The organism is Roseomonas marmotae (assembly GCF_017654485.1).
Taxonomy (GTDB): domain Bacteria; phylum Pseudomonadota; class Alphaproteobacteria; order Acetobacterales; family Acetobacteraceae; genus Pseudoroseomonas; species Pseudoroseomonas marmotae.
Genome location: NZ_CP061095.1, coordinates 283,083 through 307,004 on the forward strand (window position 1 = coordinate 283,083; position 23,922 = coordinate 307,004).

Here is a 23,922-nt window from a genome sequence, read left to right on the forward strand (position 1 = left end):
GGCGGCTTCCGCGTCAGATCACCTTGCCGGCCCGCAGCCCGGCGATTTCCTCCGCCGTGAAGCCGAATTCCCGCAGGACCGCGTCGGTGTGCTGGCCCCGCTCCGGTGTCGGCGCGCGGGGCGGCTCGACGCCGGCGATCTGCATGGGCGGCCGCACCAGCGCGATCTCGCCCAGCTTCGGGTGCTGCACCGGCCAGGCAAGGCCGAGATGCTTCACCTGCTCATCGGCGAAGACCTGGTCCATCGTATAGACGGGGCCGCAGGGCACGCCGGCCTCGTTGAAGCGGCTCACCCAGTGTTCGGCTGTCTCCGTCTCCAGCTTCGCCTGCAGCACCGCATTGGTCTTGGCCCGGTTCTTCGAGCGCAGCGCATCGGTCGCGAGGTCCGGGTCCTTCGCCTCCTCCTCGATCTCCAGCACCGAGACGATGCGGCGCCACATCTCCCCGCCGCCGGCGGCGATGTTGATGACGCCGTCGCTGGTGCGGAAGAGGCCGGTGGGAATGGTGGTGGGATGGTCGTTGCCGGCCTGCTGTGGCACCTCGCCCTTCATGGTCCAGCGGGTGGCCTGGAAGTCCATCATGGCGACCATGGCCTCCAGCAGAGAGGTATGCACCCAGCGGCCCCTGCCGGTCTGCTCCCGCTCCAGCAGGGCGACCAGGATGCCGATGGCGCAGTAAAGCCCCGCCGTCAGGTCGGCCACCGGGATGCCGGCGCGCACCGGCCCCTGGCCCGGCAGGCCCGTCACGCTCATCAACCCGCCCATGCCCTGGGCGATCTGGTCGAAGCCGGGGCGGCGGGCATAGGGGCCGTCCTGACCGAAACCCGAAATGCTGCCGAGCACGATGCGCGGATTGATGGCAGCGAGGGAATCGTAGTCGATGCCCAGCCGGGCCTTCACGTCCGGGCGGTAGTTCTCCACCACCACATCGGCCTGCTCCACCATGCGGCGGAAGGCGGCGATGCCCTCCGGCTTCTTCAGGTTCAGGGTGATGCCGCGCTTGTTGCGGTGGACGTTCTGGTAGTCCGGGCCCAGCGTATCGCCGCCCAGGCCCTTGCCGGTATCCACCTCCTCCGGCGCCTCGATCTTCAGGACATTCGCGCCCCAATCCGCCAACTGCCTGACGGCCGTGGGGCCGGAGCGGACGCGGGTGAGGTCGAGCACGGTAAAGCGGGACAGCGGCAGCATGGTTCCTCCCTTTCGCCCGTCCGCCCGCCTGACGAGGGCGGGCACGGGGCTGGCGCGCCGGATGAGCGCGCCTATGGGCGATAACCCCACAACCGCCCAGGCTCAACCGCGCGGCGTATCGGCAAGGCGTGCGAAGGGCCCGTAGAGGTCATTCAGCTCCGTCTCCCGCGATAGCTTGCTGTAGCGCAGCGCCGAGGCCGGCTCCTGCGGCTGCACGGCCAGCATGTGCCGCCCCTGGCGGTCCAGGAAGAGCAGGTGGCGGTGGCTGTCGCCACGATGGATCACATAGACCTGGCGCATCTCCGCCACGCGCTCGTCCAGGTCGGCCAGGGCCCGCTGGCGCCAGGCCAGCGACCATTGCTCCAGGCTCTGCGCCATGCTGGCTCCGCCCCCCGCGGCGTCCCGGGTGGTTCCGGCGGGGCGCGGAGGCGGTTCCGGGATCTCGTCCAGCAGCCGGTCCAGATCCTCCCGCAACCGGGCGATGACGGGGTTCAGCGCCGGGGAGAGCGCCTGCTGGATGTCGGAGGCCTCGGCCTCCAGCCGCATCTGCCTGCGGGTCGCCTCGTCCGTGCCGCCATAGCCGGTGAAACGGCTGGGGGCATAGCCGGGCTGCGGTTCCTGCGACGGTACGTGTTCATTGCTCATGGCGGCGGGCCCTGTACTGCCGGGCGACGACCCGGCCTGCCCTTCCGTCATGCCACCGCCTGCGTGAAGAAATGGTGGAGGGACTAGCGAGTCACCCCATACCCTTCCTCCTCGATCAGGCTCACCAGCGTTTCGCGCAGCTGGCGCGTATCGGCGCGCACGATGCCGCCGGCGAGGTCTACACTGACCTCGGCACCGGGGTCCCCGGCGCGGATCGCCTGGACAATGGCACGCGCGCAGTGCTCGCACCTCATACCCGTGACATTCAGTTCGATGGTGCCGTTCACAGCGTCTTCTCCAGTTCATCGAGGATGGGACAATCGGGCCGCGCATCGCCGCAGCAATGCTCGGCCAGGTGGCGCAGGCTGCTGGCCATGGCCTGCATCGCCTGCGCCTTGCTCTCCAGCGCCGTCACATGGTCCAGCGCGATGCGGCGCACATCGGCACTGGCGCGGTTGCGGTCAGCCCAGAGTGCCAGCAGCTTCCGCACGTCTTCCAGCGGAAAGGCCAGCGCCCTGGCGTGGCGGATGAAGCGCAGGGTGGCGACATCGGCCTCATCGTAGTCGCGATAGCCATTCGCCAGCCGGCGCCCCCGCAGCAGCCCCAGTTGCTCGTAGTGGCGGATCATCTTGGCATTGATGCCCGAGAGCTTCGCGGCGGTGCCGATGTTCATCACGCCCTCCAGCGCGCCAGCAGCAGCGCATTGCCCAGGACGGCCACCGAGGAGAAAGCCATCGCCGCCCCGGCCAGGGCCGGCGAAAGCCCGCCCAGCGCCGCCAGCGGGATGCCCACGGCATTGAACCCGAAAGCCCAAAGCAGGTTCTGTCGGATTTGTGACAGAGTCCGGCGCGTGATGGCTAGTGTCGCGGGCACCAGAATGGGGTCGGGGCGCAGCAACGTGACATGGGCGGCGGCGATGGCGGCATCGGTGCCGCTGCCCATGGCGATGCCCAGGTCGGCGCTGGCCAGCGCGGCGGCGTCGTTGACGCCATCGCCCACCATGGCCACGCGCCGTCCCTTCTCCCGCCAGGCGGTGACCTGCGCGGCCTTCTGTGCCGGCAGAACCCCGGCCGCCACCTCGCCGATATCCAGCGCGCGGGCGACGGCGCCGGCGGCCTCCGGCGCGTCGCCGGTCAGCATGGCCACCTGCACGCCCTGCGTCTTCAGGGCCCGCACAGCCTCCGCGGCGCCGGCGCGCGGCGCATCGGCGAAGGCCATGAGCGCCAGCACCGCCGGAGCGGAAGGGTCGATCAGCCAGGAGAGGGTATGGCCCTGCCCGGCCTCCCGCGCTGCCGCCTCGGCCAGGGGGCCGGCGAAAAGCCCGCTTTCCGTCAGCAGCCTTGTGCTGCCCAGGGCCAGCCTCCTGCCCTCCACCCGACCTTCCACCCCACGTCCCGGCAGGGCGCGGAAGGTCTCGGCCGGCGCGATGTCGCCTCCCGCCGCCACCAGCACGGCGCGGGCCAGCGGGTGCTCGCTGCCGGCCTGCAGCCGGGCGGCCAGCCGCAGCGCCTCCTCACGCGCCACGCCCCTCGCGGGATACAGCGCCGCCAGGCTCGGGCGGCCCTCGGTCAGCGTGCCGGTCTTGTCGAAGGCCACCAGGTCAATCTTTCCAGCCTGCTCCAGCGCCGCGGCATCGCGGATCAGGATGCCCGCGCGCGCGGCGGCGCCGGTACCGGCCATGATGGCGGCTGGCGTGGCCAACCCCAGGGCGCAGGGGCAGGCAATGACCAGCACGGCCACCGCATGCAGCAGCGCCGCCGAAAGGCCCGCCCCCGCCGCCAGCCAGCCCAGCAGCGTCACCAGCGCCACGCCCACCACCACCGGTACGAAGACGGCGCTGACGCGGTCCACAAGCTTCTGCACGGGTGCCCGGCTGGCCTGGGCCGCCTGCACCAGCGCCGCCACCTGGGCCAGCCGGGTATCGCCGCCCACGGCCTGCGCACGCACCACCAGTCGCCCGTCCAGGGAGACGGTACCGGTGGAGACGGTATCGCCCACGGCCTTCTCGACAGCGCGGCTTTCCCCCGTCAGGGCGCTTTCATCCAGTCCGGCGGCGCCTTCCTCCACCACGCCATCGGCGGGCACGCGCTCGCCCGGGCGCACCACAACCCTGTCGCCGGCGCGCAGGGCGGCCAGGGGCACTTCCTCCTCCCGCCCAGCGGCATCCAGGCGACAGGCGGTGCGGGGGCGCAAGGCCAGCAGCGCGGCGATGGCGGTGCCCGTGGCGCGTTTGGCGCGATGCTCGAGGAAGCGGCCCAGCAGTACGAAGGCAATGACGACGGCCGCGGCCTCGAAATAGAGGTGATGCTCGCCGCGCAGCCACTGCACGGTGGAGAGGCCGAAGGCGGCGCTGGTGCCGAGCGCCACCAGCAGGTCCATGTTGCCCGCACCGGCACGCAGCGCCCGCCAGCCGGCGCGATAGAACCGCGCGCCCAGCCAGAACTGCAGCGGCGCGGCCAGCAGGAACTGTGCCCATCCCGGGGGCATCCAGTCCCGCCCGAGCGCCATGCCCAGCATGCCCGCCAGGAAGGGCGCAGCCAGGGCGAAGGCCACGGCCAGTTCCGCCAGACCACGGCGGTCCGGCGCGGCCTCGGGCTCCTCCTGCTCCGGGACTATGGCCAGGGCGTAGCCGGCCTTTTCCAGCGCGGCGGACAGCGTGGCATCCTCCACCGTCGGCAGCAGCCGCAGATGCACCTGTTCCGTCGCCAGGTTCACGCTGGCCTCAAGCACCCCCGGCACCTTCTCCAGCGCCCGCTTCACCCTGCTGGCGCAACTGGCGCAGGTCATGCCGGTGACGCCGATATCGCGCGTCACTTCCCGCAGATCATAGCCGGCGGCGCGCACCGCCTCGGCCAGGGCGGGCAGCGGGGCGCTTCCACGCAGGCTGGCCTGTTCCGTCGCCAGATTGACGGAAACCTCCTCCACCCCCGGCACCTTGCGCAGCGCGCGCTCGACCCGGCCAGCGCAGCTGGCGCAGGTCATGCCGGTGACGGGCAGGGTGATGTCGAAAGGAGTGGATCGGGTCTCGGGCATGGCCGTCATCTGGGGCTTCCCATAATAGGAAGGTCAAGAGGTGGTACTGCCCGATTGACGCGGCCGGCGCGAGGAGGAACATCCCGCGCCATGCAGACCTCCTCCCTCCGCACCGCCCTGCTGGCCGCCGCGCTCTTCTCAGCCCCGCTGGCCGTCCAGGCGCAGCCCGCGCAGAACCGCTTCCAGATCGTCAACCGCACGGGGCAGGAGGCCAGCGCCGTCCATGCCGTGCATAGCGGCCGCAAGGACTGGGGCGGCAACCTGGCCCCCGGCCCCATGCCCACCGACAAAGCGCTGACCCTGCGTCCGGATGCCGATACCGGCTGCCGCTTTGACGTGCGGCTGGTGCTGCGCGATGGGAGGGAGGCGGTGAAGCGGGGGCAGGATATCTGCGCCACCCCCCGCGTGGTGCTGGAGCCCGGCGACGTACGCGGCGTGGCCCAGTCCCGGCCGACCCAGCCGGCGCCGGGGCAGCCGAACCCCAAGGCGCGCAGCGTTTCCTCCGGCACCGGCTTCGTGGTGGCGGCGGACCGGGTGCTGACCAACCAGCATGTGGTCGCTGGCTGCGACCGCGTCTTCATCCGCACCGCCGACGGGCGGATGCTGCCCGCCGTGCCGCCCGCCAAGGTGGACGCGGCGCTGGACCTCTCGCTGCTGACGGTGCCCGGCAACCCCGGCCCGGCCCTGGCCTTCCGCGCCGGCCCGGCCGTGCGGCGGGGCGAGGGCGTGGTCGCCTATGGCTTCCCGCTGCCGGGCCTGCTCTCCTCCGACCCCAAGCTGACCCGTGGCGAGGTGAACGGGCTGAACGGGCTGGGGGACAACCCCTCCCAGTACCAGATCAGCGCGCCGGTGCAGCCCGGCAATTCCGGCGGGCCGTTGCTGGACCTGCAGGGGAATATCGTCGGCGTCGTGGTCAGCAAGCTGAATGCCGGCGCGGTCTCCCGCCGGACCGGGGACATCGCGCAGAACATCAACTTCGCCGTCAAGGGCACCGCCGCCGCCGATTTCCTGCGCCGCGCCGGACTGACGCCACAGGCGGCGGAGAGCCGCGGCCCCGAGCGGAGCGCCGCCGATGTAGGCGAGATCGCCAACCGCAGCACCGTCTTCATCCGCTGCGAGCGTTGAGCTGCCGCCGCGCAAGACCGGGGGCCCCGGTCCTGCCGGGATTCACCGCCAGAGTTCAAGGATCTCGGAAACGGTCCCGACCTCGACCTGCTGCCCGTAGCGGTGGCTGTAGAGCCCGAGCAGCGCGTCATGCATGGCGTCGGAAGACGAGCAGAGCGCATCCTTCGGCACGATGATGCGGTAGCCGCGGTCGACCGCGCCCATGACCGCCGCCAGAACGCAGACATCCGTCTCCGCCCCGCTGATGACGAGGGTATCCACTTGCCGCTCCCGCAGCGTCCGCTCCAGCTCGGGCGCGAACCAGGGGGAATAGACCGTCTTGTCGATGACCTGTGCCGGCGGCACGAAGCGCGCCAGATCCGGCAGCAGCTCGATCATGTCCGGCGGCAGCGCCTCCAGCGTCATGTTGGACCAGCGGCGATAGTAGTCCTTCCAGGTTCCCTCGCCCTCCCCGGGATGCTTCAGCGGGATGAAGCGGGTGAAGATCGTCCTGTCCGGATGCGCGGCCACCAGTTGCTCCACCATTGGCAGCACGCGCTTCATCCAGGGGGTGTGCCATTCCGACCCCTCGGCGAAGAGCTTCTGCATATCGACGCAGAGATGCATGCAGTTCGGGCCCAGCGGCTTGTCCTGCAGCCCATGCCTATGCGCCACGGCGTCTCCTTCCCTGCTGATGAAGCATCGTCATTCCTCCGGCACGTTGCGGCGCAGCTCCTCCAGCCAAGCCGTGGCCGTGCCGTCGGAGGGCGCGCGCCAGTCGCCGCGCGGTGAGAGCGAGCCGCCCGCCGAGACCTTCGGGCCATTCGGCATGGCCGAGCGCTTGAACTGGCTGAAGCCGAAGAAGCGCGAGAGAAAGACCTCCAGCCAGTGGCGGATGGTCGCCAGGTCGTATTGCGGCCGCGCTTCCTCGGGGAAGCCGGCGGGCCAGCGCCCGCGCGCCGCGTCGCTCCAGGCGCGCCAGGCCAGGAAGGCGACCTTGGAAGGGCGGAAGCCGTAGCGCAGCGTATAGAAGAGGTGGAAATCCTGCAGCGCGTAGGGGCCGATCTTGGCCTCCGTGCTCTGCAATGCCTGCCCCTCCGCCGGCACCAGCTCCGGCGAGATCTCGGTGCCGAGGATGGAGGTGAGGATCACGCCCACCTCATCGTCGAACTGGCGGGAGGAGACGACCCAGCGGATGAGGTGCTGGATCAGCGTCTTCGGCACGCCGGAATTGACGTTGTAGTGCGACATCTGGTCGCCGACGCCATAGGTGCACCAGCCCAGCGCCAGTTCTGACAGGTCGCCCGTGCCCAGCACCATGCCGCCATGGTGGTTGGCGGCGCGGAAGAGGTAGTCGGTCCGCAGGCCCGCCTGCACATTCTCGAAAGTCACGTCATAGACCGGCTCTCCCCGCCCGAAGGGATGGCCGAGATCCTTCAGCATCTGCGTGGCGGCGGGGCGGATATCCAGCTCCTGCGCCGTCACGCCCAGGGCCTGCATCAGCGCATGGGCATTGGTGCGCGTGCCCTCGCTGGTGCCGAAGCCCGGCATGGTGAAGGCCAGGATGTCCGTGCGGGGCCGGCCCATCAGGTCCATGGCCTTGGCGGCGACGATCAGCGCCTGGGTGGAATCCAACCCGCCGGAGACGCCGATGACGATGCGCCCGCGCGTGGCGCGCAGCCGCTGGATGAGGCCGGAGACCTGGATGTTGTAGGCCTCGTAGCAGTCCTGGTGCAGCCGCGCCGGGTCGGCGGGAACGAAGGGGAAGCGTTCCACCACCCGCTCCAGCCCCAGATCCTCCTGCGGCGGATCGAGATGGAATGTTGCTGTGCGGAAGGCGGCGGCGGGATGGGCGCGGCGGTTGTCGTCGAAGGTGCCCTGGCGCGCACGCTCCTGCCGCAGGAGGTCGAGATCGACATCCGCCACGACGACCTGCCCCTCGGCGGGGAAGCGCTCACTTTCCGCCAGGATATTGCCGTTCTCGAAGATCGAGACCTGCCCGTCCCAGGCGAGGTCCGTGGTGGATTCGCCCGTGCCGGCGGCGGCATAGACATAGGCGCCCAGGCAGCGCGCCGACTGCGACTGGCAGAGCAGCCGCCGCGTATCCGCCTTTCCCACGGTGATATTGCTGGCCGAGAGATTGGCCAGCACCACCGCCCCGGCCAGGGCGCCATGGGCACTGGGCGGCACCGGCACCCAGAGATCCTCGCAGATCTCGGCATGCACGATCAGCCCCGGCAGGTCCTCGGCGGCGAAAAGCTGATCCGGGCCGAAAGGTGCCTCCTGCCCGGCATAGCGGATGCGGCCGCCTTCCGTGCCCGCGCCGCTGGCGAAATAGCGGCGCTCGTAGAATTCACGGTAGTTCGGCAGGTGCTGCTTCGGCACCACGCCCAGCAGACGGCCGCCCTGGATGGCCAGGGCGGTGTTGTAGACCCGCCCGGCATGGCGCAGCGGCGCGCCGACCAGCAGCAGCGGGCGCAGGCTGGCCGATTGCGCGATCAGCAGCGCCGCCGCCTCTTCCACCGCGTCCAGCACAGTGTCCTGCAACAACAGGTCGTCGATGGAGTAGCCGGAGAGCGCCAGTTCCGGGAAGACGGCCACCGCCGCGCCCCGTCCATGGCATTCGCGGGCGGCGGCCAGCACGGCCTCGGCATTCGCGGCGGGGTCAGCCAGGGTGCAGCGCGTCGTGCAGGCGGCGATGCGGGCGAAACCGTGGCGATAGAGGGAAGCGAAGGTCATGCGATGCACCACCGGCAGCGGGAGGGGGAAGCGGGGCCGTATGGTGGCCGCCGCTTCCGTGATGTCCTATGCCCCGAACGGGCGCAAGGTTGCGTCCAGCACGTCAGAAGGCGCGCATCCTGACCGGAGGGCTGTCCAGCACGGTGCGCCCGAAGAGGCTGGCCACCAGTTCCACCAGCAGCCGGGCGCTGCGCCCGCGCTCGTCCAGGAAGGGATTCAGCTCCACGACGTCGAGGGAAGCGGTCAGGCCGCTGTCGGAGAGCATCTCCATGATCAGATGCGCCTCCCGGTAGGTGGCGCCACCCGGCACGGTGGTGCCGACGCCCGGCGCCAACGAGGGGTCGAGCATGTCCACGTCCAGACTGACATGCAGATGGACGCCCCGCGCCTTCCAGTCCTCGATCAGCGGCCGCATCAGCGCGGCCACGCCCTGCTCGTCGATGGCGCGCATGTCGATGGCCTGCGCGCCATAGGCCTGCACCTGCCGGCGCTCCTCCATGTCGATCGAGCGCAGGCCGAAGATATGGACCGACCCGGGCGCCAGGGGCACCAGCGGCCGGTCGGGAAGCAGCGGCCGCAACCGGGCATCGCCGCTCAGGAAGGCCAGCGACATGCCGTGCATGTTGCGCGACGGCGTGGTGGCGGGATTGTTGAAGTCGGCATGGGCATCGATCCAGAGCACCGCCAGTTCCCGCCCGGCTTCCTGGCAATGCCGGGCGATGCCGCTGACGCTGCCCATGGACAGCGCATGGTCCCCGCCCAGGAAGATCGGCAGCCGGCCGCTGGCGGCCAGGGCATAGGCGCGGTTGTGGATCAGCCGCACCCAGCCCGCCACCTCCTCCAGGTTTCGGCAGGCGGCGGCATCCTCCGGGGCCAGGGAGACGCTGCGCGGGCCGGGCGGTACCAGGTCTCCGGCATCCTCCACCTCATGCCCGAGCTCCCGCAGCAGCGTCGCCAGTCCCGCGATGCGCAGCGCGGTCGGCCCCATGCGGGCGCCGGGCACGCTGGTGCCCGCATCCATCGGGATACCGAGCAGGGTCACGCGCCGCTGGCCCTCGCCGCTGTCAAACTCCAACATTCAAACTCCTACGGGCGGTCAAAAATCAGGCGCGCTTCTTGGGCGCGGGCTTGCTGCGCCTGGAGGGGGAGGCCTTGCGGGCGGGCGGCTTACGGGCCGGTGCCTTGCGCGGCTCGCCTTGCTTGAGGCTGTTCAGCAGCGCCGCCATCAGGTCTATCACATTCCCGCGGTCCGGTTGCTCCTCCGGCTCCGGCTCGGGCTCCAGCCCTTCCTTGCGCGCCTCGATGACCTCCCGCAGGCGGGCCTCGTAGCGGTCCTCGGTATCGGCGGGGTCGAATTCGCCCACCTGCCGCTCGATCAACTGGCGCGCCAGCTTGACCATCTCCTTGTCCGGCGTGGCTTTCGGCAGGTCCTCGAAGGCGCTGGCGGCCGGGCGCAGGTCGCTCTCCTCATGCAGCGTATGCAGCACCAGCCCGCGCCCGAGTGGCAGGATGCCCACCGCCCTTTCCCGCCGGAAGAGCACGAGGCGGGAGAGGGCCATCATGCCGCTTTCCTGCAGCGCCTCCCGCAGCACGGCATAGACATCGGCTCCCTCCTCCCCATCCGGCACCAGGTAGTAGCTGGAGTCGAAATAGAGCGGGCCGACGGAGCCAGCCGGGACGAATTTGGCGATGGAAAGGGTGCTGCTGCTCTCGACGCGGGCGCTGTCGAAATCCTCGTCGGTGAGGACGACGTATCTGCCCTTCTCCACCTCATAGCCGCGCGCCAGCTCACTCCGCTCGACCGCCTGGCCGGTCTCGGCATCCACGGTCTGCGTGTGGATGCGGTGCCCGGTATCAGGATTGATCAGGTGGAAATGCAGGTTGTTGCGCTCATGCCGTGCCGTGAGCAGGGCGATGCGGCAGGAGACCAGGGCCAGGCGCAGGGTGCCGCGCCAGATCGGACGGTCGCTCATGACTTCTCCTTGCCGCCGCGCCGGGCGGGGGATTTCCTGCCGGCGGACTTCTCTCGCGGCCGGGGCAGCGGGCGCGCGGCGGCGGCATAGCCTTTCCAGGGGTCGGGGCCATCCATTCGCCCCGGCGCCGTGCGGATGGTGAAGGCGCGGGGATCGAAGTCCTTTTCCAGTTCCTCCCAGGCCAGGGGCATGGAGACCGTGGCGCCCGGCCGCGCGCGGGGCGACCAGGCGGCGACGGCCGAGGCGGTGCGGTCGTTGCGGAGGTAGTCCAGGAAGATGCGCCCCTTGCGGGCGCTCTTGGCCATGGTGGCCGTGTAGCGGCCGGGCGCCTGCTGGACCATCAGCTTGCAGAGCGCCTCGCAGAAGAGCCGGGCCTCCGGCCACTGCGCGCCGGGGCGCAGCGGCGTAACGACATGCAGCCCCTTGCCCCCGGTGGTCTTGACGAAACCCGCGAGGCCAAGTTCCTCCAGCCGGGCCTTCACCTCCCGCGCCGCGTCCATGACGGCGGAGAAGGCCAGCCCCTCATCCGGGTCGATGTCGAAGACCAGCCGGTCCGGGCGCTCGGTATCGTCCGCGCGCGCGCCGCCGGGGTGGATCTCCAGCACGCCGGACTGCGCCAGGGCGACCAGGGCCTCGGCGCTGTCGACCATCAGGAAGGGTTCCTCTTCACCCTTCAGCGGCACGCGCTTCAGCAGCGCCGAGGTGCCGGCGCCCGGATGGCGCTGAAAGAAGCGCGCCCCCTCGATGCCATCCGGCGCCCGCAGGAGGGAGACGAGACGCCCGCCCGCATAGTCCAGCAGCTTCGGTGCCACGGCCGCGTAGTATTCCGCCAGGTCGCGCTTCGTCACGCCGTCCTTCGGCCAGAGCAGCTTCTCCGGGTGGCTCAGCCGCACGCCCGCGACGCTCCCGCCGCTGCCGGCCGGTGACGCAGTGCGCTTCCCCGGTGCCGGCACGGGCGGCGGGTCCTGGCCCGCGATGGCGCCGGGCGGCTCCACCGCCTCGGCTGGCTTGTCCTCCCGCAGCCCCTTGAAGGAAGCCTGGCGGATACGCCCCTCCCCGGTCCAGCCGGCGTAGTCCACCTCGGCCACCAGTCGCGGCTCGACCCAGTGGGCACCTCGGCGGTCGCCCGGGGCCGGGCTGGTGGCAAAGGGGGAGGTCTTGCGCGCCAGCGGCTGCAACAACGTCTTCAGCTCCGCCGCGCGGGCGCCGGAAATGCCGGAGCCGACGCGGCCCAGATAGACCAGCCGCCCCTCCCGCCACGCGCCGAGCAACAGCGTCATATTGCCCTTGGGCCCTGTGCCATGGCCGCCGATGACGAATTCATCATTGCCCCGGCATTTCGTCTTCACCCAGTCCTCGCCCCGGCCTGAGCGGTAGGGGGCGCCCAGCCGCTTCGACACCACGCCTTCCAGCCCGGCCTGGCAGGCCGAACGAAGGATGGCATCGCCCGAGGCCGGGAAATGCTCGACATAGGTGATCTCCGGCGGCGCGCCATCCAGCAATGCCCGAAGGGCGGCCTTGCGCTCCCGCAGCGGATGCGGGCGCCAGTCCCTGCCCGCCGATGCCAGAAGGTCGAAAGCGAAGAAGCGCAGCTCATTCGTGCGCTTGCGGTCCATGGCGGCGATCAGCGCGGCGAAGTCGGGATGCCCCTCGGCATCCGTCGCGACCAGCTCGCCATCCAGGATACTGTCCGGCAGCCCGCCCAGCGCGGCGGCGGTTTGCGGGAAGCGATGAGTCCAGTCCTGGCCGCTGCGGGTCAGCAGCCGCGCCTTGCCGCCGGAGATCTGCGCCTGAAGCCGGTAGCCATCCAGCTTCACCTCATGCACCCAGTCGGCCCCGCCGGGCGCTTCCGGCGAGGTCGAGCACAGCTGCGGCGGGATGAATACGCCGGACGCGGCTGCGCCCTCTTCCTCTGCCGGGGCAGCGGCCTTCGCCCGCTTCGGTTTCGCCCGTCTGGGATCCGTCGTGGCAGAGGCGCCGGATTTGCCGGCGATCTCCTCCATCGAGCGGCCGGAGGCGACGGAGGTCTCCGCCGTCCCGATCAGGCTCTCGCCCTCGCCGGGGCGGGCCTCATCATCCTTTTCCTTGATCAGCAGCCATTGCGGCTTGGTCTCGCGCCCTCGCGCGCGCATCCGCACGAGCGTCCAGCCGCCCTGCATCCGCTCCCCATGGAGGCGGAATTTCAGCTTGCCGGCGGCCATCGCGGCGGCGGGGTCGTCATCCAGGCTTTCCCAGGTGCCGCGGTCCCACAGCATCACCGTGCCGCCGCCATATTCGCCGGCGGGAATGGTGCCCTCGAACCCCGCATAATCCAGCGGATGGTCCTCCACCTGCACGGCCAGGCGCTTGTCAGCGGGGTCCAGGCTGGGGCCGCGCGTTACCGCCCAGCTTTTCAGGCTTCCATCCAGTTCCAGGCGAAAATCGAAATGCAGCCGCGTGGCGTCGTGCTTCTGCACCACGAACTGCGGAGCGCCCTTGCGGCGCCGCGCCGCCTTGCCGCGCGGCTCGGCGCTGCGGGTGAAATCGCGCTTGGCGTTGTAGCGGTCCAGACCGCCTATCTGCGGCATGACACACCCCTCCGATGGCGGCGGGGCGCTGCGGCATCCCGCCCAGGCTATCAAAGCCTGGGCGGTTCGCGGGTTTCCGACGGGTCAGACCGCCGGCAGCAGTGCCATCCGCCGCCAGCGCAGCGTCATCAGCGTGGCCACGATCGCCAAGCCGGCCGCCAGCCCGAGCCAGACGCCGATGGGTCCCAGTTGCAGCCCCAGCGCCAGCACCAGCCCGACCGGCAGCCCCAGGCCCCAGTAGCCCAGCGCCGCGATCAACAGCGGCAGGCGCGTGTCCTTCAGGCCCCGCAGCGCCCCGGCAGCAGCCACCTGCACGCCATCCGCCAGTTGGAACAGCCCGGCCACCATCAGCAGCGTGGCGGCCAGCTGCCGCGTGCTTTCGAGGTCCGGGGGCAGGAAGAGCGCGGCGAGGCGATAGGGCAGCAGCAGCAGCAGAATGGCCGTGGCCGCCATGAAGCCGGCGGCCAGCAGGATGGCCGCCCAGCCCGCGCGGCGGATACCGGCCGGGTCCACGGCGCCCGCCGCCAGCCCCACGCGCGCGGTGGCCGCCTGGCCGATGCCCATCGGGATCATGAAGGCGGAGCCGGCCACCTGCAGGGCCACCGCATGCGCGGCCACCGCCGCCGGGCCGAACCACCCCATGACCAGCGCCGCGCCGCTGAAGACGCCGATCTCCAGCAGCATGGTGCCGGCGATCGGCAGGCCCACGCGGATGATCTCCAGCATCCGCGGCAGGTCCGCGCGCCAGAAGCGGCCGGCGAGGCGGAAGCGCGCGGTGCGGCGGTTCAGCGCCATCACGCCAGCCAGCCCCACGAACATGAAGAGGTTGGAGAGGGCGCTGGCGATCCCCGCCCCCAGCACGCCCAGCCGCGGCATGCCGAACCCGCCCGTCACCAGCCCGTAGTCCAGCACCGCGTTCAGCCCGATGGCCACCAGCGAGACCCAGAGCGCGGCCTGAGGCCGCTCCAGCGCCGAGAGAAAGCCACGCAGCAGCATGAAGCCGTAGAAGGGTATCAGTCCCCAGAGCATCACCCGCAGATAGGTCTGCGCCTGCGCGGCCAGATCCGCTTCCTGGCCGGTGAACCGCAGGATGGCGCCGCCATGCCAGAGCAGCAGCGCGATGGGGGGGAAGACGAGGAGCCCCAGCCACATGGCCTGGCGGAAGGTGCGGCGCATCTCCCGCACATGATGGCGCACGCGCCCCCGTTCCTGCGCCAGCATGGCCGAGGCGGCGAAAGCCAGGCCGAAGGGCAGCGCCATGGCGATGAAGTAGAGATTGCCGCCGAGCGTGGCGGCCGCCAGCGGCACTTCCCCCAGGCGGCCGAGGAAGAGCGTATCCGTCACCACCAGCGCGATCTGCGACAGGTTGGTCAGGGCCAGAGGCCAGGCCAAGGCCAACATGGCGCGGAATTCCTGCGCCCAGCCGCCGAGGGGGCGGGCGACGGCATCGCGGTGTCTCATCTGGCGCTCCTCACTCGGGCGGGGGGCTTATGGGAGGCGCGAGCGGCACGCAACCATGATCCGCTTCAGGAGACGGAGGATACAGGCCTCAGCGACCGCCGCGCGGGCGCCAGAGGATGTCGGGGGTGATCGCGGAAAGGCTGGGGCAGCCGGTCTGCACCATGGCCACCTCCAGCTCCGTCCGCAGCAGCTTCAGCACATGGGCGACGCCCGTCGCGCCGCCCACCGCCAGCCCATGCAGCACCGGCCGCCCGACCATGACCGCCGAGGCACCCAGCGCCAGCGCCTTCAGCACATCGGTGCCACGCCGGATGCCGCCATCCAGCAGCAGGGGCACCCGCCCGGCCACGGCCTCCGCCACTTCCTCCAGCACCTCGATGGTGGCGGGCTGCCCGTCCAGCACCCGGCCGCCATGGTTGGAGACGACCAGCCCATCCGCCCCGGCCTCCAGCCCGCGAAGCGCATCTTCGGGGGTCATGATGCCCTTCAGCAGCAGAGGCAGCCGGGTCTGCCGGCGCAGCGCCTCGATATCCGCCCAGAGGGGCGCACCGCGCTGCACGCTGCCGAAAACCTCGCTCGCCTCGCCCGGTGGCGCGGGCGGCGGCGGGACGGCGCCGCGCAGGTTGACGGCCTCCACCCCCGCCGGCAGGCGGAAGCCGGCGCGCTGTTCCCGGTTGCGGAGGCTGATGGGCGCATCGACGGTGACGACCAGCGCCGTGCAGCCCGCCGCCTCCGCCCGGCGCACCAGGGCCTGGGTGAAGGCGCGGTCGGGCTGGATATAGAGCTGGAACCATGGGGGCGGACTGGCGCGGGCGACGATGGCTTCCAACGGCAGGCTGGCCTGGGCGCTGACGACCATGCCCGCCTGCAAGGCGCTGGCGCCGGTGGCCGTGGCCAGTTCCCCTTCCGGGTGCAGCAGGCGGTGGAAGGCGCTGGGCGCCACCAGCACGGGATGCGCGTAATCCTGCCCGAAGAGCGAGAGCCGGGTCCCGGCCCCCGCCATATCCGTCAGCACGCGCTGCTTCAGCCGCAGCCGGGCGAATGCGGCGCGGTTCTCGGCCAGGGTCAACTCATCGGCCGCGCCGCCGGCGACATAGGCCCAGGCATTCTCACCCATGCGGCGGCGGGCATGCGGTTCGTAATCCGCGACGGCGGCGATATCGGGGGGGATCATGGACGGGCGCCTTCCTGGCTGCGGGCGCGGCCCGCCGGAGCCGGCGGGCCTGGGCGACCCGGGCCTGACTTGTCGGCAGGCCCGGGACACCCCAGGCTTATCCGAGCCGGCGATTCCTGTCCTGACCCTTCCGGGCCGGGACAGACGCAGGCTAGCATATTGAAAACCGCCCGCAAATAACAGGAGAGGGTTGCGCCATGACCTTCATCGCCATGAACCGCTTCCGTGTCGCCAGGGGCTCCGAGGCGGAATTCGAGCAGGTCTGGGCCAGGCGGGATTCGCGGCTGCGGGAGGTGCCGGGCTTCGTCTCCTTCGATCTGTTGCGAGGCCCGGAAGCGGAGGACCATGTGCTCTACGCCTCCCACACCATCTGGCGCTCCAAGGCCGATTTCGAGGCCTGGACCCGGTCGGATGCCTTCCGCGCGGCGCATCGCGGCGCCGGGGAGCGTAAGCCCCTCTATATCGGCCCGCCGCAATTCGAGGGCTTCGAGGCCGTGCAGAGCCTGCGGCCGGAGTAGGGCACGGACCGGTTGGATACATCCAACACGGTGGTTTCCCGATCAGGCATGCGCCCCCATGTGATGCGGATATCGCGAAGGGAGCGTCCCATGTCAGAGATCACCAGCCGCCAGATCCGCCTCGCCGCACGCCCGGAAGGCCGCCCCGGCCCCGAGCATTTCCGTCTGGAGGAGGCGGCCGTGCTGCCGCCCGGCGAGGGTGAGGTGCTGCTGCAGACGCTCTATCTCTCGCTCGACCCCTATATGCGGGGGCGGATGAGCGCCGCGCGCTCCTATGCCCAGCCTACCGAACTGGGGGCGGTGATGGAGGGCGGGACCGTCAGCCGTGTGCTGGAATCACGCGATCCCCGCTTCGCGCCGGGAGACATCGTCCTGTCTTATTCCGGCTGGCAGAGCCATGCGGTCGCCCGGGGCGACAGCCTGCGGAAGCTGGACCCGGCCGTGGCGCCCGTCAGCACGGCGCTGGGCGTGCTGGGCATGCCGGGCTTCACCGCCTGGTCGGGATTGCTGCTGCTGGGCCAGCCCAAGGCGGGCGAGACGGTGGTGGTGGCGGCGGCCACCGGCCCCGTCGGCTCGGCCGTCGGGCAGATCGCGCGCATCAAGGGTGCGCGGGCCGTGGGCATCGCGGGGGGGCCGAAGAAATGCGCGGCGCTGCTGGAGGAATTCGGCTTCGACGCGGCCATCGACCACCGGGCGCCGGACTTCCCAGAGCAGCTGCGCGCCGCCTGCCCCAGAGGCATCGATGTCTATTTCGAGAATGTCGGTGGACCCGTCTGGGACGCGGTGTTCCCCCTGCTGAATGAATTCGCCCGCGTGCCGGTCTGCGGCCTGGTCTCGCAATACAATGTAGCCAGCACCGGCGGGCCCGACCGCCTGCCCGGGCTGATGCGGGAGGTGCTCTCCCGCAGCCTGACCATCCGTGGCTTCATCCAGCGGGAATTCGCGGCCCATCGGCCGGAGTTCCTGGAGGAAATGGCGGGCTGGGTGGCGGAAGGGAAGGTTCGCTATCGCGAGGACGTCGTGCGGGGGCTGGAACAGGCGCCGGAGGCCTTCGCCGGGCTGCTGGAGGGCCGCAACTTCGGCAAGCTGCTGGTGCAGGTGGCGGAATAGCGGGGCGGGCGCGAACGACCCCTTCATTCCGGCGTCAGGTGCTATCCGACCCTTCCATTCCCGGCTGGAGCAGGGCCAGCGTGCCCTGCTTCGGCAGGGCGTGCACGTAGCGGTAGCGATAGGACTTGGCCCGGCCGCTGCCCGTCTCCTCGCAGGTCCAGGAGGCGAGGCCGCCGGCATTGGTCATGTCGTCGAAGGCCTGGCGGCATTCCTCGCGGAATTTCAGCCGCTGGCGCGTGGTTTCGGCCTTGTAGTCACGGCCCGCCAGCTCGGCCAGGGTCTCCACCGCGACCCAGGTATAGTCGGGCTGGGAGTCGATGAACGGCCAGAAGGCCTTGGCATAATCCGAGCGCAGCTTGAAATAGGTTTCGCCATCAATACTGGCGAGGGTGCGGCTCTCGAACATGTCGCGCACCCATTCGCCATAGGCGACCTTCACCCGGGAATCGAGCGTGATGCCGTCCCATTCGATGCGGCCCAGCAGATTGTCCGAATAGCCGGCGGCGGCGAGGCGGCCGCTCTGCGTCGCCGCCTCGTATTGCGCGAAGTCGCCCTGGTAGAAGCGGAAACTGACGGAGCGCAGTTCCTCGAAGACCCGCAGCATGGTGCCGAGGTTGTTCACATGGGCGGTGCGGCCGGTCGCCGAGAGCAGGGCGCGCCAGGTCGTCTCGGTATGGTAATATGGCAGCGGGCGGGCGCCGTCCTGGGGTGCCATTTCCGTCCGCCTGGCGCGCATGCGGAAGAGGGCATAGAGCGCATCGCGGTGCTGGGAACCCAGCTCCCGACCCCTCACCTCCACCACCGTATGCGGGCGGACGACATAAAGCCTCTGGAAGCCGCTATCGGTGATCAGGCCCTTCTTGCGGGGCGCGAAGGCTGAGGTGCGGGCAAGGCGGGAGGGCATGACGGTAGGCGCCTTGCGACCGCGCCGATTGGCCTTGGCCCGCTCGAACCGCTCAAGCCGCTTCCGTTCCGCTTCCGTCAGTTCCTGACCGCCTGTGATTGTCGCCACAATATCCGACCCTTTGATTCCCGCCGAGGCATGCAGACTAGCATTCCAGACCGGCGTGCGCATCAACGCGGAATCAAGGGGTCGCTTTGTGCTTCAGGCATGGTGACCCGGCGCCGGCGGAGTGGATAAGGCGGGGGAGAAGTGAAAGGAGGGGTCGCTTTCGGGAATGGCAGGGTCGCGTTTGGGAGGGAACGGGTCGGAACCCGGAAACAACGGGTCTAAACCCTCTCATAACCTGTTGATTCTAAAAGTCCCACGGCGGAATAGACTCTTCTTAATAGACTTTGAATCAGACTCTGACAGACCTCTGCTGTGGATGCTATTTGTGAATAAGCCAGGGCCACAGGCCCTTTCCGAGGCGGAAGCCCCGGAAAGCCGGCTGAAACGACCCTTTGATTCCGCGTCTCACGCGACTCCGGACGCCGTGGGAAGCGGTGCCGGGAACAAAAACGACCCCATGATTCCGGCGGGAGGAGCCTCCCCGACGAAACGACCCTTCAATTCCACATGAACCAGCGGATTGACCGGCCGGAGTGGTCGGATCACTTTGCGCCCCGGGTAGCAACGGGAACGAGGTCAATCATGACGCGGCACGACATCCTCGAGAAAATCCGGCAGTTCGAGCCGGAACTCGTGGCGATCCGGCGTGATATTCACAAGCATCCGGAGACCCGCTTCGAGGAAGTGCGGACCGCCGGCCTCGTCGCCAGCAAGCTGCGCGAATGGGGCTTGCAGGTGGAAGAGGGGATCGGCAAGACCGGCGTCGTCGGCACCCTGCAGGGCCGCCGTCCCGGTCAGCGCGCCATCGGGCTGCGCGCCGACATGGACGCGCTCTTCATCCAGGAAGAGAACGACTTTGAGCACGCCTCCTCCGTGCCCGGGAAGATGCATGCCTGCGGCCATGACGGGCACACCACCATGCTGCTCGGTGCCGCCAGATACCTGGCCGAGAACCCGGACTTCGCGGGCACCGTGCACTTCATCTTCCAGCCGGCGGAGGAAGCCGGCACCGGCGCGCCGGCCATGATCGCCGACGGGCTGTTCGACCGCTTCCCGGTCGATGCTGTCTACGGCATGCACAACACGCCGGGCATGCCCGTCGGCCATTTCGCCACGCGTCCCGGCCCGATCCTGGCAGGCGCCGATTTCTGGGGTGTCACCTTCACCGGCACCGGCGGCCACGGCGGCGCCGCCCCGCATCTGGCGACGGATGCGACGGTCGTGTTGGGCCATTTCCTGCTGGCGGTGCAGACCATCCTGCCGCGCAACCTGAAGCCCACGGAACCCGCCGCCCTCTCGGTCGGCCATGTCTCCGGCGGCACCTTCGGCTCCCCGAATGTGATGCCGGCGCGGGTCGTGGTGCGGGGCACCGCGCGTTACTTCCGACCGGAGGCGCAGGCGGTGATCCGCCAGCGGCTGGAGGAGCTCGCCAAGACCCTGGCCGCCGCCCATGGCTGCGAGGCCGAGCTGACCTATGAGGCGCTCTGCCCGCCGACGGTGAATGCGCCGGAGAAGGTGCCGGTCGCCAATGCCGCGGCCGTCGCGCTGGTGGGCGAGACCAATCTGGGCGAGTATCCGATGAGCACGGGCGGCGAGGATTTCGCCTTCATGCTGCAGCAGAAGCCCGGTGTTTTCATGCGGATCGGCAATGGCGTGAATGCCGACGGCAGCTTCCACAACGTGCATACGCCGAAATACGATTTCAATGACGAGATCCTGGGCCTGGGCGCCGCCTATTGGGCGAGCCTGGTGCAGCAGGAACTCAGCCTCGAAGACCGGTGAAACCCATGAACTCCACCCTTCGCGCCGCCCTGCTGGGCTGTGCCCTGCTCACCCCGCTGGCCGCTGGCGCGGAACCGCTGTCGATGGCCGTCAGCGCCCCGCCGGCGAGCATCGATCCGCATTACTACACGCTGACGCCGAGCATCCAGGTCTCCGCGCATATGTTCGAGGCGCTGACCGTGCGCGACCCGAATGCGCGGGTGCAGCCGGCCCTGGCGGAATCCTGGCGGCTGGTCGATGACACGACCTGGGAATTCAAGCTCCGTCCGGGCGTGAAGTTCCACAACGGCGCCGACTTCACCGCCGAGGACGTGGCCTATACCCTGAAGCGTGTGCCGACGGTGCAGAGCCCGAGCTCCTTCGCCGTCTATATCCGCGCCATCACGGATGTACAGGTGGTGGACCCCCTGACCATCCGCCTGAAGACGGCGAACCCCTACCCGCTGCTGCCGAACGATCTTGCGCAGATCTACATCGTCTCCCGCAGCATCGGCGACGATGTGCCGTCCTCCGACTTCAACTCGGGCAAGGCGACCATCGGCACGGGGCCCTTCCGTTTCACCTCCTATGACCCGAACAACCGGGTGGAGATGACGCGGAACGATGCCTACTGGGGCACGAAGCCGGCCTGGGACAGCGTCAACTACCGCATCATCACCAATTCCGGTGCGCGCGTCGCGGCGCTGCTCTCCGGTGACGTGGCGATGATCGACAATGTGCCGACCGCCGATGTCGCCCGCCTGCGCAAGGACAACCGCATCGCCATCTCGGAAGGCACCAGCCTGCGGCTGATCTTCCTGGGCCTCGACGTCTTCCGCGACAGCGAGACGCCGGACGTACGCGGCCCGAACGGCGAGGCGCTGCCCAAGAACCCGCTGCAGGACAAGCGGGTGCGCGAGGCGCTGTCGATCGCCATCAACCGCCCGGCCATCACGCAGCGAATCATGGAGGATGTCGCGGTGCCGACGGGGCAGTTCATGCCGCCGGGCGCCTTCGGCTACAACCCTGACATTCCCGTGCCGAAGTTCGATGCCGACCGCGCCAGGAAGCTGCTGGCCGAGGCGGGGTATCCGAATGGCCTGACCATCACGCTGCGCGGCCCGAACGACCGCTACATCAACGACGCGCAGATCCTGCAGGTCGTGGCGCAGATGTGGGCGCGCATCGGCATCAAGACGCAGGTCGAGGCATCACCGCTGGCGACCCTGATCGGCCGCCTGAACCGCCTCGATGCCTCCGTCTATCTTCTGGGCTGGAGCAACAGCACGGGCGAGCCTTCCACCTCGCTCCGCGCCGTGATGGGCACCCGTGCCCCCCAGGGCGGCAGCCTCGGCCTCTCCAATTACGGCCGCTATTCCAACCCGCGCATGGATGCGATAGCGGAAGAGGCGATGCGGACGCTGGACAACGGCGCGCGGGAGAAGCTGATGCAGCAGGCGATGAAGATCGCCATGGATGATGTCGCCATCATCCCGCTGCACATCCAGAAGAGCGTTTGGGCCACCCGCAGCGGGCTGAGCTACACGCCGCGGCTGGATGAGCAGACCCTGGCCACGGGCGTTCTCCAGGCGAAGTGAGCCGACCCGTCGCTTCCTGAAAAAAGCGAGCCGGTTCAGCGAAGTAGAATCGGCTCGCCATGCGGGGTGGCTTCGGCCGCCTCGCGCCATTCCTCACGCCGCCGCAGCAGTTGCTCGGCGTCGAGGATACCCTTCTCCGCCACCAGCCGCTCCAGCGCCGCCAGCCAGTGCTGGTAGTAGGGCAGACCCTCCCCGCCCGGCCGCGCGATCTCGCGCCCCAGGGCCGTGGCCCATTCGTTCCAGCCGAAGCAGCCTTCGCCATGCAGCGCCACGGCCATGGCGAAGGCCTGCGCCTCCCAGGGCTCGCGGAAGACGGGGCCATCCGGCGCCGTATCCAGGCCGGGAAGATCTCCGGGAACGGGGTCAGAGCGGTTCAAGATACGACTCCCAGGCATCGACGGAGAGGGTGATCCCGAGGTCCGCACTCTGGCCCCAGATCTCCCGCCCTTCGAAGCGGATGGTGTAGAGCCACTGCGGCGCCTCCCCCTGCCCGTGCGCGTGGCTGTCGGGGAAGACGAAGACGCCGTGCACGCGTTCCACCACGCCCTGCTTGTCGCGGGCGTAGCGCGGCAGGCGGGTATGCCCGGGCGGATGCTCGTTGATGGTCCGCACCGGCTGGCCGGGCACGAAGCGGGCGGGGGCCTGGGCGGGGCGGTCGTATGGCGTGCCGCGGGCCAGCACGGCGCCGACATCGGCGGCCTTCAGGGGTGTGACAGGCCGCGGGGGCTCAAGGCTGCGGCCCTCGCGCAGCTCAGCCTCCGTCACCAGCCCCGCCTGCCGCAGCAGCTGCTCCAGTGCCGTCAGCCAGATCTGATAGTAGCTGAAGGAAAGATACCGCGCGGGCGGGATGGATTCCCGCGCATGGCGGCTGGTATCGATGTTCCAGCGGCCCAGCGCGCCGGCGGCCAGGGTCAGCGCCAGGGCGGTCTTCTCCCATTGGGCGTGGAAGATCTCGTCTTCCGGTTCCGGCACCACGGGGCCGAAGCCCATGGCGCCGCCCAGATCCTGTGGCCCGTTCATGCGGCGGGCCGGGCCAGGCCGGTGCCGATCATGGAATCCCGTGTCACCAGCGTGGCCAGGCGCGCCTCGTCCCAGCCCTCCGTGCCCTCGGGGCGGCGGGGGATGACGAGGTAGCGGATCTCGGCCGTGGAATCCCAGATGCGGATGCGCGTCGCCTCGGGCAGTTCCACCCCGAAATCGCGCAGCACGCCGCGCGGGTCCATCACGGCGCGGGAGCGATAGGCGGGGGATTTGTACCAGGTCGGCGGCAGCCCCAGCACCGGCCATGGGTAGCAGGAGCAGAGGGTGCAGACGACGAGGTTGTGCTCCTCCGCCGTATTCTCCACCGCCACCATGTGCTCGCCCTGCCGGCCGGTGAAGCCGAGGGAGTGGACGGCGGCCGTGGCGTCCCGCCCCAGCCAGCCGCGGAACTCCGGGTCGGCCCAGGCCTTGGCCACCACGCGGGCGCCATTGCGGGGGCCGATCCGGGTCTCGTAGGTCTCGACCAGCTCGTCCAGCGCGGCCGGGTCCACATAGCCCTTCTCGACCAGCAACGACTGCAAGGCCCGGACACGGAGGTCCATCTCGGACAGGGTGCCGCCATGATCGTGGTCATGATCATGGCCATGATGGTCGTGCGGCATGGCGCCTCTCCTTCCGCTGCCACCGGATCATCACGCCGATGGCGCGGCGGGCGCAACCATGGGATGCGGCCCGCAGGCGGCGGCCGGTGGCAAGGCGGTTGGCGCGCACCGCCCGCCGTGGTCGTTCAGCGCGTGGCGCGCTTCGCCGGGTCGCGCGGCGGGGGCGGCAGGTCTTCTTCCAGGATGGTGAGATGGACGGAATAGGAAGTCTCGCCCTCGTCATGATCCTGATGCACGGTGCCGATCACCTCATCCTCGACCGCCACTTCCACCGACAGTCCCTTGCGCGCCGGCGGCACGATGCGGATGCGGTCGGAGCCGAGCAGGCGGCGGAGATAGGTCTGCACGCGTGCGATATCGGTTGGGGTCATTCCGTTTTGCTCTTCTCGCTGGGGGGG

The 23,922-nt window shown here is 69.9% G+C and carries 22 protein-coding genes; 5 read left to right on the forward strand and 17 right to left on the reverse strand.

Translation table 11 applies throughout. The features are described from left to right. Nucleotides 1-13: 13 nt before the first annotated feature. The 5 genes from IAI58_RS21815 to IAI58_RS21835 form a co-directional block, all read right to left on the reverse strand. Nucleotides 14-1,186, reverse strand: a complete 1,173-nt coding sequence (locus IAI58_RS21815; protein WP_207448319.1) for a CaiB/BaiF CoA transferase family protein — start codon at nt 1,184-1,186, stop codon at nt 14-16. Between the two features lie 102 nt (nt 1,187-1,288). Then, the gene (locus IAI58_RS21820) at nt 1,289-1,831 is read right to left on the reverse strand and encodes a hypothetical protein (RefSeq protein WP_207448318.1); all 543 of its coding nucleotides are present in this window, start codon (nt 1,829-1,831) and stop codon (nt 1,289-1,291) included. An 83-nt stretch (nt 1,832-1,914) separates the two neighbouring features. Continuing rightward, on the reverse strand, nt 1,915-2,118 hold the full coding sequence (locus tag IAI58_RS21825; RefSeq protein WP_237182984.1) for a heavy-metal-associated domain-containing protein: 204 nt from the start codon (nt 2,116-2,118) through the stop codon (nt 1,915-1,917). Next, nucleotides 2,115-2,504 carry a MerR family DNA-binding protein gene (locus IAI58_RS21830; protein ID WP_207448317.1) on the reverse strand — a complete coding sequence of 130 codons (390 nt, stop codon included), beginning with the start codon at nt 2,502-2,504 and terminating at the stop codon, nt 2,115-2,117. Before IAI58_RS21830 ends, IAI58_RS21825 begins: the two co-directional genes overlap by 4 nt. Continuing rightward, nucleotides 2,504-4,864 carry a heavy metal translocating P-type ATPase gene (locus tag IAI58_RS21835; protein WP_207448316.1) on the reverse strand — a complete coding sequence of 787 codons (2,361 nt, stop codon included), beginning with the start codon at nt 4,862-4,864 and terminating at the stop codon, nt 2,504-2,506. The genes IAI58_RS21830 and IAI58_RS21835 overlap by 1 nt, the downstream gene beginning before the upstream one ends. A 90-nt stretch (nt 4,865-4,954) precedes the next feature. Here IAI58_RS21835 and IAI58_RS21840 point away from each other — a divergent pair, with 90 nt between their 5' ends. After that, entirely contained in the window at nt 4,955-5,989 is a 1,035-nt protein-coding gene (locus IAI58_RS21840; RefSeq protein ID WP_207448315.1) for a trypsin-like peptidase domain-containing protein, read from the forward strand. A 42-nt stretch (nt 5,990-6,031) separates the two neighbouring features. Here IAI58_RS21840 and IAI58_RS21845 read toward each other — a convergent pair whose 3' ends face one another. The 7 genes from IAI58_RS21845 to IAI58_RS21875 all read right to left on the reverse strand — a co-directional run bounded on the left by IAI58_RS21845 (nt 6,032) and on the right by IAI58_RS21875 (nt 15,882). Continuing rightward, nucleotides 6,032-6,643: a cysteine hydrolase family protein gene (locus IAI58_RS21845; protein WP_208776310.1), complete on the reverse strand. Its 612-nt coding sequence runs from the start codon at nt 6,641-6,643 to the stop codon at nt 6,032-6,034. Nucleotides 6,644-6,673: 30 nt separating this feature from the next. Beyond that, entirely contained in the window at nt 6,674-8,707 is a 2,034-nt protein-coding gene (locus IAI58_RS21850; RefSeq protein ID WP_207448314.1) for an NAD(+) synthase, read from the reverse strand. 103 nt (nt 8,708-8,810) lie between these two features. Further along, nucleotides 8,811-9,785 (reverse strand): arginase, encoded by a 975-nt coding sequence (gene rocF, locus IAI58_RS21855; RefSeq protein WP_207448313.1) that lies wholly within the window; start codon nt 9,783-9,785, stop codon nt 8,811-8,813. A gap of 25 nt (nt 9,786-9,810) precedes the next feature. After that, the gene (gene ku, locus IAI58_RS21860) at nt 9,811-10,680 is read right to left on the reverse strand and encodes a non-homologous end joining protein Ku (protein WP_208776311.1); all 870 of its coding nucleotides are present in this window, start codon (nt 10,678-10,680) and stop codon (nt 9,811-9,813) included. After that, nucleotides 10,677-13,247, reverse strand: a complete 2,571-nt coding sequence (ligD, locus tag IAI58_RS21865) for a DNA ligase D (RefSeq protein ID WP_207448310.1) — start codon at nt 13,245-13,247, stop codon at nt 10,677-10,679. Before ligD ends, ku begins: the two co-directional genes overlap by 4 nt. Nucleotides 13,248-13,331: 84 nt before the next feature. Then, nucleotides 13,332-14,708 (reverse strand): MATE family efflux transporter, encoded by a 1,377-nt coding sequence (locus tag IAI58_RS21870; protein WP_237182500.1) that lies wholly within the window; start codon nt 14,706-14,708, stop codon nt 13,332-13,334. An 88-nt stretch (nt 14,709-14,796) separates the two neighbouring features. Next, nucleotides 14,797-15,882: an alpha-hydroxy acid oxidase gene (locus tag IAI58_RS21875; protein WP_207448308.1), complete on the reverse strand. Its 1,086-nt coding sequence runs from the start codon at nt 15,880-15,882 to the stop codon at nt 14,797-14,799. A gap of 197 nt (nt 15,883-16,079) precedes the next feature. Between IAI58_RS21875 and hmuQ the strand changes: the two genes are divergently transcribed. Together hmuQ and IAI58_RS21885 are read left to right on the forward strand one after the other, a co-directional pair. Further along, nucleotides 16,080-16,400, forward strand: a complete 321-nt coding sequence (gene hmuQ, locus IAI58_RS21880) for a heme-degrading protein HmuQ (protein WP_207448306.1) — start codon at nt 16,080-16,082, stop codon at nt 16,398-16,400. Between the two features lie 90 nt (nt 16,401-16,490). Then, the gene (locus tag IAI58_RS21885) at nt 16,491-17,510 is read left to right on the forward strand and encodes an NADP-dependent oxidoreductase (RefSeq protein WP_207448304.1); all 1,020 of its coding nucleotides are present in this window, start codon (nt 16,491-16,493) and stop codon (nt 17,508-17,510) included. Between the two features lie 34 nt (nt 17,511-17,544). Here the strand turns inward: IAI58_RS21885 and IAI58_RS21890 are convergent, their stop codons facing one another. Continuing rightward, nucleotides 17,545-18,414: a hypothetical protein gene (locus IAI58_RS21890; RefSeq protein WP_237182499.1), complete on the reverse strand. Its 870-nt coding sequence runs from the start codon at nt 18,412-18,414 to the stop codon at nt 17,545-17,547. 690 nt (nt 18,415-19,104) lie between these two features. On the opposite strand from IAI58_RS21890, the gene IAI58_RS21895 reads away from it, so the two are divergent. Together IAI58_RS21895 and IAI58_RS21900 are read left to right on the forward strand one after the other, a co-directional pair. Further along, nucleotides 19,105-20,304 (forward strand): M20 aminoacylase family protein, encoded by a 1,200-nt coding sequence (locus IAI58_RS21895; RefSeq protein WP_207448300.1) that lies wholly within the window; start codon nt 19,105-19,107, stop codon nt 20,302-20,304. A gap of 5 nt (nt 20,305-20,309) precedes the next feature. Continuing rightward, on the forward strand, nt 20,310-21,881 hold the full coding sequence (locus IAI58_RS21900) for an ABC transporter substrate-binding protein (RefSeq protein WP_207448298.1): 1,572 nt from the start codon (nt 20,310-20,312) through the stop codon (nt 21,879-21,881). 35 nt (nt 21,882-21,916) lie between these two features. Here IAI58_RS21900 and IAI58_RS21905 read toward each other — a convergent pair whose 3' ends face one another. The 4 genes from IAI58_RS21905 to IAI58_RS21920 form a co-directional block, all read right to left on the reverse strand. After that, entirely contained in the window at nt 21,917-22,276 is a 360-nt protein-coding gene (locus tag IAI58_RS21905) for a nitrile hydratase accessory protein (RefSeq protein WP_207448296.1), read from the reverse strand. After that, nucleotides 22,245-22,901, reverse strand: a complete 657-nt coding sequence (gene nthB, locus IAI58_RS21910; protein ID WP_207448294.1) for a nitrile hydratase subunit beta — start codon at nt 22,899-22,901, stop codon at nt 22,245-22,247. Before nthB ends, IAI58_RS21905 begins: the two co-directional genes overlap by 32 nt. After that, complete coding sequence (gene nthA / locus IAI58_RS21915; protein ID WP_207448292.1) at nt 22,898-23,524, reverse strand: nitrile hydratase subunit alpha; 627 nt, start codon at nt 23,522-23,524, stop codon at nt 22,898-22,900. Before nthA ends, nthB begins: the two co-directional genes overlap by 4 nt. Before the next feature lie 125 nt (nt 23,525-23,649). Continuing rightward, nucleotides 23,650-23,895 (reverse strand): DUF3126 family protein, encoded by a 246-nt coding sequence (locus IAI58_RS21920; protein ID WP_207448290.1) that lies wholly within the window; start codon nt 23,893-23,895, stop codon nt 23,650-23,652. Between the last annotated feature and the right edge of the window lie 27 nt (nt 23,896-23,922).